Source organism: Clostridium sp., from assembly GCF_036660475.1.
Lineage (GTDB): Bacteria > Bacillota > Clostridia > Clostridiales > Clostridiaceae > Clostridium_J.
Genome location: NZ_JAVXAO010000011.1, coordinates 34,879 through 53,547, shown reverse-complemented (window position 1 = coordinate 53,547; position 18,669 = coordinate 34,879). Strand labels below are relative to the sequence as shown.

At 28.3% G+C, this 18,669-nt stretch carries 16 protein-coding genes; 11 read left to right on the top strand and 5 right to left on the bottom strand.

From position 1 onward, the window contains the following. Positions 1–18 precede the first annotated feature (18 nt). The 9 genes from RSA29_RS14445 to RSA29_RS14405 all read left to right on the top strand — a co-directional run bounded on the left by RSA29_RS14445 (position 19) and on the right by RSA29_RS14405 (position 8,654). Positions 19–837 carry a hypothetical protein gene (locus tag RSA29_RS14445; protein WP_346944496.1) on the top strand — a complete coding sequence of 273 codons (819 nt, stop codon included), beginning with the start codon at positions 19–21 and terminating at the stop codon, positions 835–837. Further along, a complete protein-coding gene (locus RSA29_RS14440; protein ID WP_346944495.1) occupies positions 821–1,690 on the top strand; it encodes a radical SAM protein in 870 nt (289 codons plus the stop codon). Before RSA29_RS14445 ends, RSA29_RS14440 begins: the two co-directional genes overlap by 17 nt. Next, a complete protein-coding gene (locus RSA29_RS14435; RefSeq protein WP_346944494.1) occupies positions 1,687–2,619 on the top strand; it encodes an ABC transporter ATP-binding protein in 933 nt (310 codons plus the stop codon). Before RSA29_RS14440 ends, RSA29_RS14435 begins: the two co-directional genes overlap by 4 nt. Next, positions 2,620–3,336, top strand: a complete 717-nt coding sequence (locus RSA29_RS14430; protein ID WP_346944493.1) for a hypothetical protein — start codon at positions 2,620–2,622, stop codon at positions 3,334–3,336. Continuing rightward, positions 3,329–4,087 carry an ABC transporter permease gene (locus tag RSA29_RS14425; protein ID WP_346944492.1) on the top strand — a complete coding sequence of 253 codons (759 nt, stop codon included), beginning with the start codon at positions 3,329–3,331 and terminating at the stop codon, positions 4,085–4,087. Before RSA29_RS14430 ends, RSA29_RS14425 begins: the two co-directional genes overlap by 8 nt. A 369-nt stretch (positions 4,088–4,456) precedes the next feature. After that, positions 4,457–5,083: a hypothetical protein gene (locus tag RSA29_RS14420; protein ID WP_346944491.1), complete on the top strand. Its 627-nt coding sequence runs from the start codon at positions 4,457–4,459 to the stop codon at positions 5,081–5,083. 48 nt (positions 5,084–5,131) lie between these two features. Beyond that, on the top strand, positions 5,132–6,433 hold the full coding sequence (locus tag RSA29_RS14415) for an MFS transporter (protein ID WP_346944594.1): 1,302 nt from the start codon (positions 5,132–5,134) through the stop codon (positions 6,431–6,433). Positions 6,434–6,822: 389 nt separating this feature from the next. Then, positions 6,823–8,394: a S41 family peptidase gene (locus RSA29_RS14410; RefSeq protein ID WP_346944490.1), complete on the top strand. Its 1,572-nt coding sequence runs from the start codon at positions 6,823–6,825 to the stop codon at positions 8,392–8,394. A 77-nt stretch (positions 8,395–8,471) separates the two neighbouring features. Then, positions 8,472–8,654 carry a hypothetical protein gene (locus tag RSA29_RS14405; protein ID WP_346944489.1) on the top strand — a complete coding sequence of 61 codons (183 nt, stop codon included), beginning with the start codon at positions 8,472–8,474 and terminating at the stop codon, positions 8,652–8,654. Between the two features lie 812 nt (positions 8,655–9,466). On the opposite strand, the gene RSA29_RS14400 is transcribed toward RSA29_RS14405, so the two are convergent. Then, positions 9,467–10,339, bottom strand: coding sequence for an aminoglycoside 6-adenylyltransferase (locus tag RSA29_RS14400; protein ID WP_346944488.1), 873 nt, complete (start codon positions 10,337–10,339; stop codon positions 9,467–9,469). 875 nt (positions 10,340–11,214) lie between these two features. Between RSA29_RS14400 and gadC the strand changes: the two genes are divergently transcribed. Next, positions 11,215–12,639, top strand: a complete 1,425-nt coding sequence (gene gadC / locus RSA29_RS14395) for a glutamate:gamma-aminobutyrate antiporter (protein WP_346944487.1) — start codon at positions 11,215–11,217, stop codon at positions 12,637–12,639. Between the two features lie 83 nt (positions 12,640–12,722). Further along, positions 12,723–14,129: a glutamate decarboxylase gene (locus RSA29_RS14390; RefSeq protein WP_346944486.1), complete on the top strand. Its 1,407-nt coding sequence runs from the start codon at positions 12,723–12,725 to the stop codon at positions 14,127–14,129. A gap of 684 nt (positions 14,130–14,813) precedes the next feature. On the opposite strand, the gene RSA29_RS14385 is transcribed toward RSA29_RS14390, so the two are convergent. From RSA29_RS14385 to RSA29_RS14370, 4 genes are all read right to left on the bottom strand, one after another. After that, positions 14,814–15,473 (bottom strand): DUF998 domain-containing protein, encoded by a 660-nt coding sequence (locus RSA29_RS14385; RefSeq protein ID WP_346944485.1) that lies wholly within the window; start codon positions 15,471–15,473, stop codon positions 14,814–14,816. A gap of 330 nt (positions 15,474–15,803) precedes the next feature. After that, a complete protein-coding gene (locus RSA29_RS14380) occupies positions 15,804–16,283 on the bottom strand; it encodes an NUDIX hydrolase (protein WP_346944484.1) in 480 nt (159 codons plus the stop codon). Between the two features lie 502 nt (positions 16,284–16,785). After that, positions 16,786–17,568 carry a hypothetical protein gene (locus tag RSA29_RS14375; protein ID WP_346944483.1) on the bottom strand — a complete coding sequence of 261 codons (783 nt, stop codon included), beginning with the start codon at positions 17,566–17,568 and terminating at the stop codon, positions 16,786–16,788. Positions 17,569–18,097: 529 nt separating this feature from the next. Then, a complete protein-coding gene (locus RSA29_RS14370) occupies positions 18,098–18,544 on the bottom strand; it encodes an HIT family protein (RefSeq protein WP_346944482.1) in 447 nt (148 codons plus the stop codon). Positions 18,545–18,669 lie beyond the last annotated feature (125 nt).

Genomic DNA, 18,669 nt, shown 5'->3' with positions numbered 1-18,669 from the left:
AGAAAATGAGGTGTGTAGATGTTATATAATAATTTTGAAGAAGCAACGATAGAGATTGAAAGCAGTATAATAGATAAAATTGATTTTGTAAAATTAATAAATGATTGTATTAAAATGGGTTTTAACAAGTGTATTATTCATATTGAATCAGAGAAACAAATGAAACAAATGAATGAATATCTTCTGAAATATAGCAGTGAAATTGAACTTTATGTTTATCAAGATAAGATGTTAAGTGAACAAGAAAATAAAGAAATATTTTATATGAGTGAGCAATTAAAGGATCAACCACGTAAAAATGAGTTATTTATTTACAAATTAGATTTCAAAAAAAATAAGTCAATAGAAGATATGTTGGATTTTTTTAAGAAAAATGAAGAAATTTTAGAAGTGTATGAATATATCATTATTAAAACCTTTTTTACTAAGGAAACTTTAATTAATATGAAACAGTTTAATGACGTATTAGAGAGAATTCCTAAAAGTATAAAAGTATATTATGAATCAAGCATGATGCCAACACAAGTTTGCATTGAGCATCCGTGTAATATATATCTATGCGCTGGGGAAAAATGCCACACAGTAAAAAATAAGCACCCAGGAGAACTTTATATTGATGAAAGTGGGGAAATTATCCCGTATGGAATTAAAAATAAGGAATTAACAATTGGGAATATTTTAGACGAATCATTAGCTGTAAATCTCGAAAAATATAATAAATCTCCGGCTCATAACAAATTCATTGAAAATTGTAAATATATAAGATGCGAATATCTAACAAACTGGCCATTTTCTTTTTTCCCATTTGGAGGTATTATAAATGTCATATCAGAATAATCTTAACATTTATGTAAGTAATGTTTGTAATCTAAATTGTAAATATTGTTATAGAGAAGAGAGTAAGATTAATATTGAAAAAACAGATCCAGAACAAATATTAGAAAAACTTGATGAATTTAAAGAAAAAGGAATAAACTCCATTCATTTTACAGGAGGAGAACCCTTATTATGGCCGGGGCTTTTAAAAACATTAAGAGCTGTGAAAAAAATTGGATTTACAACTAAAATTACAACTAATTGTACAGTTGAAATACCTAAAGAACTTATTAAATTAGTTGATAAATTTATTCTAAGTATAGATGGACTGCAAAATACAATGCGAATTCATAGAGGTATTCAAGACTTTAATATCGTTAAAAAAAATTTAATTGAACTTAAGAATAATAAGAGCTGTATAGACTTAAATGTAGTTGTAACTAAATACAATTTGAATTTATTTCATTCAGAGATATTTCAAATTATAGAAGAATATAAGCTTAAAGATATCTTGGAAAAAGTTACAATACTGTGGGTATATAGTAAAGATTCAAAATTACAACTAGAACAAGATGATATTTTAATATTCAACAGAAATGTACAGAAACTTATAGAATTATTAGAGTATAAAATAAATATTCAAACTAATATGCTCTCCAGAAATAATTTTCTACAATTATTGGATGCAGATATGTTTAAATTTCCAATTTGGTTTGATGCTATTGAAAGAGTGTATTATACTAGCATTAAAATTAAGTATAATACGTTAGGTAATTTGTTTGATAATTATAATGATGATAGCAAGAAATTAATCGAAGATATTTTGAGCAACAACAATGATTATTTTGATCCAGTAGGAGGTGCTATACAATGAGTGTTGTCCAGATAAGTAACTGTAGTAAAAAATATGATAAAAATGAATTTTTCAGTTTGAAAAATATTGATTTAAAAATCGAGAAGGGTGAGATAGTTGGACTTATAGGACCGAATGGAGCGGGTAAGACAACACTGATAAAAACCTTAAGTGGACTTTTAAAACCAACAGAATATGAAGATGTTAAAATCTTAGAAGAGGATATTTATAAAGGGAAAAGGAAAATTCCGAAGATTGGCTTGGTTTTGAATTCAAACCAGATGTATGATGGATTAACTGTTATGGAAAATATTCAATTTTTTTTAAAAATGCACAAAATAAAAAAAGATGAAGATGAAATTGTGAAACTACTAAAAAAAGTTAATCTGGAAGGCCGAGAAAATTCCTTAGTTAAGAGTTTATCCACCGGAATGAAGCAAAAGCTTAACATAATAAGAATTATTTTGTTGGAAGTTCAATTTTTAATACTGGACGAACCTACAAGTGGGTTGGATCCTGTATCCAAATCAGAAGTTCACAATCTGTTGCATACACTCTCTAAAGAAATGAATATAACTATTTTAATCAGCTCCCATGTTATGAATGAGGTTCAAAGACTCTGCACCAGAGTTGTGCTCCTGAACAATGGGCAGATAATAAAAGATGATAATATGGAAGATATTTTTAAGGGATTTCATAAGGATGTTATAGAGCTTAGGATATCTAAAGATGAAGCCCAAGAAATGGATAAAAAGCTTAGAGACTATGGTATAAGAAAATACATTATTTGGGGACAGAATGATAGTAGCATTGCTTTAATAATGGAAAAGATAGCAAGTAAAGAGACCTTAATCTCAAGGCTCCAAATAAGTTCTTTCAATGAAAGACCTTTACAATTAGAAGATGTATTTTTCTATGAATTGTATAAGGATAGATTGGAGGAATGCTAAATGCTTATATACTTAATGTTAAAAAGTCTTATTAGAAATAAGTGGAATATAGTTAAATTATTTTTAATATCTCCTATAAATGCAGTTCTTCCAGTAATATTATTAAGCAGTACAATAGCCACAAATATAGATAAAACCACAATTCTGAAGATTTGCTTATGGTCATGTTTTTATTTTACTATATTCGAGATAATCTCAACTAGGATGGAATTTTTCGGAAGTGAAAAAATTCAGGATGTATTACTGTCTCGAATTAGCTTACATAGATATAGTTTCTATCAGACAGTTGCAGTAAATATTTTATATATTCCATCACTGATTATAACACTGTATCTTTATGATTTAATATTTCATTTGAATATTGATTTTCTATTTGCAATTATTTGTGCTTTCTTTGTTTTTATCAATAATGTAATTGTAAGCAACATCATGCTTGCTGTTCACTTAAAAACCCAAAACTATTTCAATAGATTCAACTTTGGAATGGATATTATCTATATAATAAGTGGTGTATTATATCCTATAAGTATACTTCCAAGGATTTTAGGAGAAGTTTCGAAGATTATACCAATAACCCATGTTATCAGCTTTGCTGAAGGAAATACAGCCCATATAAAAATAGCAATTTTGATTTTTTCAATTATGATGTCATTTGCAGTATGGAACACAGAAAAAAGTATAAAGAAGTATATTTTATCGGGAGGATTCTATGGGTAGTATTATATTGAAAAATATCTTTTTTTATAAAAGAAACTGGAAAGAATTATTGGTAAACACATTAAGGATTTACCTAAGTGTGATTCCATTCTATTACTTCGCTCTATCACAATCGCAGGGGGAAGAAAGTATAAGATTTACGTTATTAACTTTAATTATTGCAGGAATAATAAGCAATACGGTTATTGCAACAAACTATGAACTCTACCAAGAGATTATTAGTGGGAAAATGATAAATCTCAGCCTTGCTAATATTAAAATAACTGAGTATATTTTTGCACAAACGATTTTTTATTTTTTCATTTATCTAAGTCAGTATATTATGGTTTTGGTTGTGATGAATATATATGGAATTATTCATGTAAAAGTTTCATTAAATAGCATAATAAGTACAATGCTATTTACAGGAATAATAGTGGTCATATCAGCTGTTATAAGTGGCATGCTAGCAGTACTTACTCTTAAAACAAAGAGGTTTGCCTACAGTTCTATAATGATGAGTAGTATATTAATATTATCTGCATGTTATATGCCTTACGGGTTATTAAACTGGGAGTTTAAAGGTATAGCGCTATTATCACCATTTACGTATATAATAAATATTTTTAAGAGTGCATTTGGTGCTGAGAGTTTGATTTTACCACTTGAAATAATGTATCTTATATTGGTGGTTCAAATTTTAGTTTTAGGCCTTATACTGGCGAAGATATTATGTAAGTATTTCAATGAACTTATAAATAAGACCATATAATTTCAATTATCATAACTTAAGAAGTAATTGAAGAAAACTGTCAGTATGAAATAAAAAGATTGATCCAACTTCCTGTGAGTCTATACTAAAGTTAAGTATGGACTCATTTCTTTTAATCTTTTAGTCGTACTAAGCAGATAAATAGGGGAAAAGCTATATAAGTGGATATGTTAATAATCTATTTTAAATCATAAGGTTCCATTAAAAATTTCGCAAGTAAAAAAATTTTACTTACAAAACATAATATGGTATATTAACAACATTACATTAAAATACATTATTAAAATAATTTTACAAAGAAAAGCTGGTTTATACAAATGTAAAGGTTAATATAGGGATAAAATTAAAAATTTTAAGGGGGATTTAATCATGTCAGTTATAGGTATTTTAGGTACAGTTCATGATGAAAAAATGAGAGAGGAATCTAATTATTCTCTAGATAAAATAAAAGGACTTATAGAAGCGTTTAACCCGGATATTATTTGTGGAGAAGTGAGACCGGAGGATTGGGAAAAATATTGTGATAATAATGAGTATGAAGGATATCTTGGACCAAATGAATATAGAAGATTAATAATACCTTTATGTGAGAAGAAAGGTATTAAATTTGTACCTGTGGATTGGTTTGAAAATGATTTGATGAATCAAGATTGTTTTAAGGGGAAATCAGATAGTGAAATTAAGATTTTAGAAAAAGAAATTGAAACCCTAATTGAGAACTTTTGGAAAGTTGCTAAAGAAAGTGAAGTGCCATTTAATTCTTTAGATTTTAATAATATTGTAGAGAAAAAACATGAGTTTCTACAACGTGTTAACCCAAAGGTTGAGAACCTGTATTGGGTATGTAGGAATGAAATTATGGTTGAAAGAATAAAGCAGGCTTTAGAGGGGAATGAAGGTAAAAGAGTTCTCTGTACAGTAGGTGCAGAACATAATTACTACTATTGCAAAGGATTAGAAGAAAGCAATTGGGAAGTGATTTATCCATTAAAATAAATTACTATTTTAATCTATTATTAAATAAAAAAATTAAGGGGATGGTAAATCATAAATTTTAAATTATTAAAACAAAAGGATTTTTCATTATTGATTTTGGGAAAGTTAGTTTCATCTGTAGGTAGTCAAATGCAAAGTTTTGCACTTTCCTTATATGTTTTAAGTATTACGGGGTCAGCTACTAAGTTTGCATCTGTTTTAGCCATAACAATAATTCCAAGATTAATCATAGGGCCAATAGGTGGAGTTTTTGCAGATTGGTTTGATAAGAAGAAGATGATGGTTGGACTTGATATATTAAGCGGAGTAATAGTTGGAATATTCGTATTAATATATAGGAGTAATGGTGGTTTAAACATAGCACATATCTACTTTCTTTCAATTATGCTCTCTTTGATTGGTGTTATCTTTCAACCAGTAACTAGTAGTATTTTACCATCTATTCTAAAGAAGGACGAGTTAGTGGATGGTAATAGCTTAAATTCGTTTATTATGGATTTAGGTAATTTGCTATCTCCGGCAATAGCAGGAATTTTAATGGGGGCTTATGGTCTTTATGTGATACTTATTATAAATAGTATTAGTTTTATATTATCCGGTATAAGTGAGGCATTCATAAGAGTACCTAAATTAAAAGTTAAGACCCAGGTTACCTTCAAAAACTTTGTAAGTGATTTCAAGTATGGAATTAATTTTATTAGAAGTAAGAAGTTAATTTTAAATATTATATTACTATGCTTAGTACTTAACTTCGCATATAATCCGGTATTTACTATTGGACTAACCTATATTTCTAAACAAATATTGATGGTTACAGATTTTCAATATGGATTGATGGAGTCTATACTTGTAATATCAATGTTAATATCCCCATTCATATCTAGTGCTATATATAAGAAGTTTAAAAAAGGAAAGATGTATTTTTATATTATATTGGGTAGTGGAAGTTTACTGGCAATCCTAAGTATAGTGCCATCAAAGTTTTACTTGAATTTATTTGAGAGTAATTTAGCTCCATATATTAGTATAATAGCTATAACATTCTTCATTGGGATTATTACAACTGTTGGTAATATTATTGTAAATACAATAGTTCAAGAAGAGGTTCCTTTAAATTTAATGGGGCGGGTTATATCAGTAATGGGAGCCGTATGCATGGCTGCAATACCATTTGGTCAATTAGTTTTTGGATATATGTATGATAAATTTGATGCTTCAGTATGTATATTAATATCATCACTAATAATAGTTAGTACGGTACTATTATTCAGGAAATCTTTATTTGATTGTGATAAAGAAAGTGAAGTAGAAAATGTATTAGATGAAGCTGATGAGCAGATTATAATATAATTTCTTTAAATTACTCAAAAACAGTATTTATACTTTATATTTTTTAGAAAACTCATTCACTTTGCTCTTTTGTAAGTTCCCCTGGGGTGTAAAATTTATAGTAATTTAACGACAATACCTATTTGGGGTCACACATATAAGAAGTAGGGTGAAAAAAAGGTTGATGTTGAATATTGAATATAAGTAATGCAAATTTGATAAAAGGAGGAATTAACTTGGAGATAAATCCTTTAGCTATATTGGCAGCTATATTAAGTGTAATTTCAATAATACTAATATATAAAACTATAAAAAGATTCTTGTTTAAATAAAACAAGTGCCTAGTTGTATAAGCTTTGAAAATACAAAACTTGAGTGAATAGGTACTAATTTGTTAGAGGGTGGGGTAAATGAAAAAAAGAAGTATATTAGTTACTTTTATTATTCTTATTTTTATATTGTTATGTGTTTTTGTTTCAGGTAAATTTCTACACAAGGATAAACAATTAACTTTTAGTGAAAAAAATGAAGATGCAAAATTTTTGATCAATTTTATTGAGGAGAATTATCCTTTTTTAGAGATAAAAGAAAGCTTAACGGGGTATGATTTTCTAGAACATAAAGAAGAGCTTATAAAAAGAATAAGTAACTCAAAAAATGAGAGTGAATTTTATTTGAATGTTTATAAAACAATAAAATTATTGCAAAATAGTCATACTAGAATAGCTAATATGAAAGAAGTGAACGATTACATACTTGGCACAAACTTTAATAGTGTTGGCACTGAATATCCTTTTATTAGTTCATATTCAAATACTATCGATGAAAGTACTTCAGCAAGCTCCCAAAATTGGGATGATGTGTTCGTTAATATGTATTATATTCCCGATATTACGTGTTCTTATGTAGATGGAAAATATATTGTAACAAAGTCACTTAATGAAGATATTAATCTAGGTGATGAGATTCTTCAAGTTAAAGGTAAATCTGTTGAAGAGTATTTAAATGAAAATATTGATATATATACTTTATATTATGATTTTGAAAAAGAAAAACTATTTACTAATAAATTGTTTGTTTTTCCAAACTTAAAAAAAGTTAAATCTATACCAGTAACTATATTGTCTAAGGACAATACTGAAAAATTATCCAAGGTTCATATGGAAAAGTTCAACTTAGATACATATAATAAGTTGAAAGAAAGCAAAGAAGATAATATATCTACAAGAATAATAGAGAAAGACAATATAGCCTATTTAAAAATTAATTCCATGAATGATGAAAACAATGGTATTGAAAAGATTAAGAACTTTTTTATCAATATTAATGGTTATAAGAACTTAATAATAGATATCCGTGGAAATGGTGGTGGTGGTAGTGGTGGCGGTGGCTCTATTCCAGATACGATCATATCACATATTTCAAAACAACCATTAACGGTAACTGATTATTTATATTTTAGGCAAAGTGAATACACGGAAACCTTTATTGAAAAAGCATTTAAATCTACAAAAAGTAAAATTTCCACTTCAGCAAGCTTACCAGGAGATAATATGAATGGTAAATATATAGCTGTAGAAAATAGTGTAGAATATAGCTTTAGCAAGGAGAATAATTTTGATGGGAAGGTATTTTTATTAGTAGATTATGAGGTTTATTCTTATTCAGAGTTTTTTGCAAATCATGTAAAGAGATTAAATTTAGCTACAATTATTGGTACAAATACTGGAGGAGATGGAATAACAGTTACTCCACACATTAACATGTTGCCAAATAGTAAGTTAAGTTTTAAAATGTCACTTGCTTTAGGTGTAGATGATAAAGGGAATATTAATGAGAAGGAACATACTGCTCCTGATTATTATGTAGAGCAAGGAATAGAAGATTCTAAAAGAGCTCTAGAAAATGGTATTACAGATATAGAAAATACGGAGTATGATACTATTCTTAATAAGTGTATTAGTATAATTAATGGCAAATAGTATTATATGTATTATTTTCATGAAACTAAAGCTGACTATTTGGAAAAGTAATTTTAGAATGTATTCTTGTAACTTCTATGATGATTGCTCCTTTTATATTGAGTAGTGGAAGTTTACTTGCAATACTAAGTACAGTGCCATCAAAGTTTTACTTGAATTTATTTGATTGTGATAAAGAAAGTGAAGTAGAAAATGTATCAGATGAAGATGATGAATATAAATTAGGTGAATTAGCTAAAGCTGTCAGTGGTGAAGAATAGTAGAGATTGATAGTAAAATATGATATATGAATAGTATAATAAGAAAACTATACTATTCATAATAAAACCTAGGTGTCAAAATGATACCTAGGTTTTACTATGTATTAATACTTACATAAACCCATATTATATTCTTGTTTTGAAGTTTAATAGTTGTTTAATGTATAATTACATATTTTAGTAACAATTATCTAAAGATATATTGATATTGTAAAAAATGTAAATTTACAAATTAACACATTTATAACTATCTTTTCAGGCTACAAACTAAAAATTGTATAAATAATACAGTTAATAAATAAAATAGCAATAATAAGCTTAAAGTGTAAATAAAATATAAAAATAGTAATTTATTAAAATAATAGAATAATTTTTAATAAAAACTATAAAATAGTTGAAGTAAAAATATGTATTTAGAAGCACGAAATACCATTCAACATAATAAAGGTTATGTTGAATGGTGACATATTTTGGTATAATTTATTGAAAAAACAGTATTAAATATAACAAAATGTAAAAAAAGATAAATAATATAAAAAAAGAAAATAAATGTAAATATTTGGACTGGAAAATACATCATGGAATAAAATGGTATAATTTTAATGAATTTCAACTAGTGTATAAGTCTGATGTAAAAATAAGTATATTTGCATATATTTACATGGAAGAACCTCATATGGATATTTTTTTTGAGTGGTGAAATAAAAAATACCGCATATTCATTCTGAATAATACGGCATTTAACGAAATTACCTAATTTTATAATTGTTGACTGTTATATGAAAATTGTGAACTAATTGTTTTCAACATCCTTAATATATTTTTTTCGCATCATTTGGTAATAAATGTACATCTTTTAAAAACTTTAAACTATTATTTGCTTGAATTTCGTTATATTTAATATTCATTTTACATGCTATATCTTTGGCTATATCATTAAATAAATCACACATAGTAAAAACTGATTTCCAAATGCATTTTACTTCTCCATCAGGGTATGTCTTCAAGAATGTATTCCACATATGGCTTTCTAACCATCTATACATATATTTCCCTGATTTTCCAACACTAACTGTAAAACCTGTATCAAATCCTACTTTCCACTCCATTAAACGAATCAGCTGTGGGCGGACAACATAATTTATCATATCCATTACATATGGTATTTCTTCACGCCATAATCCCTTTGCTACATTATTAAGACACCACCAAAAATCATTACATGTATCAAAAAAATTATGTTCTGTTGGCTTCTTCACCCAATAATCCATATCTGTTGCTTCAGGGATGTTGGGCAAACACTTTTCTTTATCAAGTAATATTCTGCAAAGTCTGTCACCTTCAATTTCTTTTAGCACATATGGTAATGTGCTTACAGTTAAGTCAAGACGATTTCCATCAGTAAATTGAATAAGCCATGCATAACAATTATCAACATCATTTTTATAGTAAGAATTCTCTTCAGGATATTGCATATATAATCGTTCACCAAATTGATCTATCCATTCTTTCTGTTCACGAAATGATTTTGTTTCTTCAACAATGTATACAATATCATAATCCTGAAAAATATCTTTTATAGCATTGGGATTTGTTCTTGAGCCATTCATATAAACTGCACGAATTCTTTTATCATTTTTTGCTACATTCAATATTAAATTAAGCATTTCTTGTTCTGTTCTCATTGTATCCTCCTCAAATATAAAGGTCTTCTAATTCGTCATATTCTACAACTACCTCCAAATCAATTTGTTTTATCCATATTATAACATATTTTTCAAATACCCTACTGTTGAATTTTCAAAGAACAAATTTCAATACTGTTTCACAATACCTACAGATTAAATGTTAAAACATAAATTAAATTGCAGTACAATTTTAACTTCATATAATATATTATCAGCAATGGAGGAGTAGGTTGAAGAGCTTTAGTAGTTGATAGCTATAATATTAAAAAATTTTAGATAACAGACTTAAGTTCAAAGGTATTTCGATATGATCACTGGTGTGTAAGTTCTTACAGTTATAAGCTGTAAGAGTAAAATGAGATAAGAGAGAATCGTCAGAGATGTCGGTTCTCTTTTGATGTATATGTAGAAAGGGTTAAGGTAACGACTAATTTTATCAGATATTATATTTTTTTATTCTTCCTTTTCCAGGTACTATTCTTAAGGAAGTCAAAGATTTGTCACAATGATTTAAGTTATTGTGACCTATTTATTTGTTCAAAAGAGTATACGGTGTTGAGAAAACCCTTTGAAGGTTTTAAAGGATTTTAAAATATTTTAAAATTTTGTAAAGAATTGAAGAGGATTTATGAGAAATATATGTGGAATTTATGTCGAATTTTAGAAGAAGTTTAGAAAATTTCAAGTATTATTGATAAAATGTTGAAATATATGAATAAATTTTATTAAAATATTGAAAAAAATAAGAAGGTATTTTTTTACAATGTTGACAGTGAATTTGCAATAACCTTTCAGAAGGGTATAATAGCTTTCATGGAGGGGGTAACTCCTTTTCCAAACTAAAAACTTAATATATTTAGGAGATGATTAAAATGAGTGATGAAAAAGCAAGTAGTAAAGGTAAACTTAGTTTATTTGCATTTTTCGCAATGACTGCATCGATGGTTATGACAATTTATGCGTATCCAACCTTTGCAACATCTGGATTACACTTAGTATTTTTCTTATTACTTGGTGGTTTCTTGTGGTTTTTACCTGTTGCTTTATGTGCAGCAGAAATGGCCACTGTAGATGGATGGCAAGAAGGTGGAATATTCTCATGGGTAGGTAATACTTTAGGAGAGAAATTCGGATTTGCAGCTATATTTTTTCAATGGTTCCAAATAACAGTTGGATTCGTTACAATGATTTATTTCATTTTAGGTTGCTTATCTTACATATTTAATTTTCCAGCATTGAATTCAGTGCCAACAGTTAAATTTATAGGAGTATTAGCAATATTTTGGATTTTAACCTTAACTCAATTAGGCGGAACAAAACATACCGTTAAAATTGCAAAAACAGGATTTATATTTGGTATCGTATTGCCCGCAATCATATTATTTGGACTAGCTATTGGTTATTTGGTACAAGGAAATCCTGTAAATGTAAAAATAGGAGCCGAGTATTTAATGCCTGATTTTTCTAAGGCAAATACTTTAGTAGTCTTTGTATCATTTATATTGGCTTATATGGGTGTAGAATCTTCTGCATCACATGTAAATGAATTAGATAATGCAAAACGTAATTATCCATTAGCTATGATTATTTTAGTAGTTTTAGCTATAACCTTAAATACAATTGGTGGATTAACAGTAGCAGCCGTTATACCACAAGATCAAATTAGTTTAAGCGCTGGTGTTGTACAAACCTTTGAAGCATTAATACTTCATTTTTATCCAGCAGGAAAATTACTTGTAAAAGGAATTGCATTATTGTTAGCACTTGGTGTTATGGGAGAAGTAAGTGCATGGGTAGTTGGACCTTCAAAAGGAATGTATGCAGCAGCTAAAAAAGGAATATTACCTAAAGCATTAACTAAAACAAATAAACATGATGTTCCAATTAATTTAATATTAGTACAAGGAATAGTAGTTACAATTTGGGCAGCAGTTTTAACTTTCAGTGGTGGAGGAAGCAATGTATCCTTCTTAACAGCAATGTCTTTAACCGTTGTAATTTACCTAGTAGGATATTTATTATTCTTCATTAGTTACTTCGTATTAATATATAAGAAAAAATCATTAAAACGTTCATATGAAATTCCAGGAGGAAGAGTAGTTAAAACTATTGTTGCAGTAGCAGGATTAGCAACATCAATCTTTGCACTAGCAATTTCCTTTGTACCACCTGCAGAATTAGCAGGTAAAAGTATAACTAGTTATTTAATGATATTAAGTGTTGCTTTTGTAGTAACAATTATTATACCATTTGCTATATATTATATGGCAAAGAAAAAAGGACGTATTCAGCCATAAAAAAGCCAATGCTTTTCATTTATAGTAATATAAATTTTTTCTAAAATACAAATATTTATAATAAATTTTAGGAGGCTTTTAAAATGCTATTTAGTAAAACAAATGAAACAAACAGAGAGAATAATTCAACACCAATTTTTGGATCAATCGAATCTAACTCAGAGATTCCAAAATACAAATTAGGGATGGATTCTATTGCTCCAAATCTAGCTTATAGAATGATAAAGGACGAGCTTATGGATGAGGGAAATGCAAGACTTAACCTTGCGACTTTCTGTCAAACTTACATGGAGGACGAAGCTGTTAAGATTATGTCCGAAACTTTAGAAAAAAACGCTATAGATAAATCAGAATATCCTCAAACTACAGAGATGGAAAACAGATGTGTTAACATGATCGCAAATTTATGGAATGCTCCAAAGGATGGTAAATTCTTAGGCACATCAACAGTAGGTTCCTCTGAAGCATGTATGCTTGGTGGAATGGCTATGAAGTTTAGATGGAGAAATAGAGCTAAAAAATTAGGCTTAGATGTGAATAATAGAAAACCTAATTTAGTTATTTCTTCAGGCTTCCAAGTTTGTTGGGAAAAATTCTGTGTATATTGGGATATAGAAATGAGAACTGTGCCTATGGATAATGATCATATGAGCATAGATGTAGATAAAGTTTTAGATTATGTAGATGAATATACAATAGGTATTGTAGGAATATTAGGAATAACCTACACAGGAAAATTCGATGATATTAAAGCACTAAATGATGTAGTAGAAAAATATAATAGCACAACAGAACATAAAGTATATATACACGTAGATGCAGCATCAGGCGGAATGTTTACACCATTTATAAATCCAGAACTAGAGTGGGATTTTAGATTAAAAAATGTAGTATCAATAAATACATCAGGCCATAAATATGGACTAGTTTATCCTGGTATAGGTTGGGTACTTTGGAGAGATGAAGACTGTCTTCCAAAAGAATTAATATTTGAAGTAAGCTATTTAGGTGGTAACATGCCAACAATGGCTATAAACTTCTCAAGATCAGCAAGCCAAGTAATAGGTCAATATTATAACTTCTTAAGATTTGGATTTGATGGCTATAAAAAAATTCATCAGAAAACTAAAAATGTAGCAATGTATTTATCAGATGAAATTGAAAAACTAGGATTATTTGAAATATACAACAATGGAGAAAACCTTCCAATAGTATGTTATAAATTAAAAGATGAAGACAGTGTACAATGGACATTATATGATTTAGCAGATAGATTATTAATGAAAGGATGGCAAGTGCCAGCTTATCCATTACCAGAGGATTTACAAAATACAATAATTCAACGTGTAGTTTGTAGAGCTGATTTAAGCCATGATATGGTACAATTATTTATTCGTGATTTAAAAACTGCCATTAATGATTTAAATAATGCAAGATTATTAATTCATGGAAAAGATAATGAGAAAAAAGTCTATGGATTTACACATTAATTTAGTGGTTAGAGCAATTTATCCGCAACCTCTAAATTACGATGAAAGTCTAGCCTTTTAAATTTCAAAGTTAAAAAGCTAAGAAGTAATGTTATGATGAAGTAACAATATTTCTTAGCTTTATTTTTATATTTAAATAATTAGTTCACTAATAAACATAGCTTGTACTCCCCGACAAATTCCTATTTATCGCTCACCATATAATACTATGATTAATCGATTGTAACATATTTTTACAACACTATACTGTTCAATTTTCAAAGAACAAATTTTATCATCGGTTGCTTTACCTACAAATTAAATCTTAAGCTATAAACTAAATTTTATATTTGCCATTTAAAATTATCCGAATTTCTGTGTTTTTATGTTTTTATGTTCTTAGCCCCATGTAGCCTTAGAGCAAACAAGGTTTGAGGCATCTAGGGAAATGCTAATTTTAGGGCTGTTTTTAATTTAAAATTGCAATAAAATTATTTTGTTTAATGTAGCAAGCTCAAGTTCAAAGATCCCGTAGAGTTACCCCTGGAGTAAAAATTATTTATGGTTTTATCTCTTTTTTTATGGATATTTTCATTGAATGGTGAAATAAAAAATACCGTATATTCGTTTGAGAATAATACGGCATGTACTTTATATTTAATTTTCGTAATATACTAAAAGTATGACTTAACGTTAGTAATACTTTTATGCAATTATATTGACCGTAACATTTTCACACTTATTTTCCCAAAAAGTATAATAATAGGACAACATAAACATAAGTGTCTGTATGGTATAAATAACTAATCGTTCTGTTAAACCTAATATATTTAATTGTAAGCTCATAGAAATAGGATTAAATACTCCAAACACAGTAATAAGTATAGCCATAACTAAAGTAAGTTTGCCGAGCCTCTTCGTTTTTTCCTGTTTTAAGTACCCAAATGAAATAAAAAAAGAAGAAGTAATAGTTGTAACCACTATGACAACTGTCACAATAATATGCATCATATTTTGAAAATTCATCACTGTTTTATCCCCAGTTAAAGGAAATAAACTATAACCAAACAATGAAGTTAATTGCATTATCATCAAAATTACATATCCAATTCTTACCATACTATTGTACTTTCTAAATGCTTTTCTAATCAATCCTATTACCATTAAAACCATACAAATACCGTAAATTAAACCAAATATTTTTAGCAAATGTGCATTAGGGGCTCCATCTGCGGTAAGTGAACTAATATCTGTTGTAATTGGATTGTATTCCTTCCATAAAATGCTTCCTAAAATAGTATGTGTAAAATAAAATAGGACTCCAACCATTCCTAGGGGCATTAAATATTTATTGATTTTTTCCACTCCTATACCTCCACAAATATATATATAATTTCTGTTTCACATTTTTCTACTATTATGATGTAATTATAACATATTTTACAAATACCATACTGTTCTATTTTCAAAGAACAAATTCCAGTTAACTACTTCCAATTTATGGAGATTAAATGGTAAACTATAAATTGAATTTTATATTTGCCATTTAAAATTATATTGATTTACGTGTTTTATGGATATTTTCATTGAATGGCGAAGCAAAAATACCGCATATTCATTTGAATAATACGGCATTTAACGAAATTATCTAATTTTATAATTGTTGAATGTTATATGAAAAGTGTGACCTAATTTTTAGATATATTTTACTTCATGAAGAATATAAGGTTCACGAGTGAAAACACCATAAATGATTTTTTCTTCACAACTTAACATACTCTTTACCCTATCTCTCATAAAGTCTTTACCGATTAAATCTAATACTTTATCTCTATCAACCCAAGCTATTTCAAGACTTTCTTCGCTTGTTGTTAATTCACCTGAGATTGCCTTACCAGTAAATCCAAAGTTTACAATTGACCCTATAGAACTAACTCCATCAGGCTGAACCCTTTTTGCTACATTGGAATAAACTGCTTTCAAGTTACCAACCTCAATATATATCCCGGTTTCTTCTTGTACTTCCCGTTTTAAGGCATCAGTAAGAGATTCACCTTCCTCTACTTGTCCACCTGGTATCTCCCATCCTCTGTCTGGACTTAACAGCATTAGAATTTTCCCTTCATCGTTTTCTATTAAACCACCAACAGCAACAATATGTACTGGATAATTCATAACATCACCTCTCCTTTGTTACGCTATAACCTACTATTATGAATCAATTATAACATATATTGTAAATAACTCACTATTCAATGTTCAAAGAACAAATCTAAATATTTATTTCGCTTTATCTACAAATTAAATCTTAAACTATAAACTAAATTTTATATTTGCCATTTAAAATTATCCGAATTTCTGTGTTTTTATGTTTTTATGTTCTTAGCCCCATGTAGCCTTAGAGCAAACAAGGTTTGAGGCATCTAGGGAAATGCTAATTTTAGGGCTGTTTTTAATTTAAAATTGCAATAAAATTATTTTGTTTAATGTAGCAAGCTCAAGTTCAAAGATTCATTGGCATTACCCACGGAGTAAAGATTATTCATGGCTTTATCTCTTTTTTTATGGATATTTTCCTTGAATTGCGAAATAAAAAATACCGCACATTCACTTTTGAATAATACGGTATCTACTTTATATTTAATTTTCATAATACATTAAAAATGCGAATTAAGGTTTATACTCGTTTAATAAAATAATCTTCAATACACTTTTTCACTAATAACCAATCATGTCCGTTTGGCATACATTTTATGTGTTCTACCAATGGCAGTAGTTCTTGTTCTAAATCAAAACGAATATTAAATAAGTCTTTGCAATCGTTTTTAATAAGTAAATTATCGACACGCTCTGCCCATGCTTTACCTTTAACTTCTTTTGCAAAAGAAATAGCTTCGTCAACATTGTTCCTTTGAAGATAAATACAAATAGGATTCAAAACCTTAATACGTTGAAAAATCTCTGAAATATATAGCAATGTTTCTTTGTATGTAGCTTTTCTAAAAAGTAGTTCATTGATAGGATTTTGTAAAAATCCACTATCAACTATAACAGTTCCAGAGTTAGAAATAACCTTATTTACCCAATGTTCTAACCTTTCCAATGTACAAGGAATGTAATCAGAAACAGTTACCATCTGGTTATTTTCATCACCCATATCCCATCGTTTAATTTTAACTGCAACATTTTTAGGGCAGTCATCAATCCTCAGGTAAGAATAATTTTTTGTAACAAGAGCTCTGTTGCTAAGTTTTTTGTATGTCTCTGGATTGTCAATAAATAAGGCTTCAAAGTCATTATTGGGTATTCCTGCCATTTCATAAAAATCACAAGGGATATCTCTATTTCCTTCAAGAAGTAGAATTGCATTAGTTCCTTGTGTGTTTAAATAATCTGTTAACCATTCAGCTATAGTTGTTTTACCTGTACCAGGTAGACCCTCTATCATTATCAGTTGCACATCAACAACCTCCTTATTATTTAGATAATCCTTAATTTGCAATGTATTACTATTATAATGTAATTATAACATATTTTTCAAATACTCTATTATTCAATTTTCAAAGAACAAATTTCAATACTGTTTTGCTTTACCTACAAATTAAATCTTAAACTATAAACTAAATTTTATATTTGCCATTTAAAATTATCCGAATTTCTGTGTTTTTATGTTTTTATGTTCTTAGCCCCATGTAGCCTTAGAGCAAACAAGGTTTGAGGCATCTAGGGAAATGCTAATTTTAGGGCTGTTTTTAATTTAAAATTGCAATAAAATTATTTTGTTTAATGTAGCAAGCTCAAGAGCCCTTGGCATTACATCTGAGGTGAAAATTATTCATGGGTTTATCTTTTTTTTATAGATATTTTCATTGAATGGCGAAGCAAAAATACCGTATAGACAGAACAATACGGTATTTATATAAAGTCATTTTTAATTTTACTTTCCAACAATATAATATTACGTATTACACAATTACTTCGCTTAATGCTTATTTTGAAAGTAGATGCATAATTTCATTTTTAATCTTTTCTTTCAATTCTTTTCGCTGCTCCTCATCGGGTCTTGTAAATTCATCAAATAATTCCTCATTTGACAATTGATATACCGAGCTAATTATAGGGGTATCACCTTTTACTCTGGGATATAGATGCCAATGAATATGAGGACATCCATTTCCAAGTAGTTCATAGTTCATCTTATCAGGCTTAAATACATTAGAAACAGCCTCCGCTACTATAGACATTTCTTCAAGATGTTTAATTTTAAACGAATTTTCTAAGTTGTGTAATTCAGGACCATGCTCTTTACAATTGAAAACGGTATATCCCTTGAATCTCTGAAACCATCCTAAAATTACATATCCTGTTTCAAGTTCCATAATAAAATATGGGTCATCCTTAATGTTTCTCTGCATTTCACACATTTTACAGCTCATTCTATAGCCCCCTACAAAAATATTAATTATCTTAAATTCACACTTTAATACCATATATGATTAAATTATAACATATTTTTACAAAACTATATTATTCAATTTTCAAATTGAATAATAAGATATTT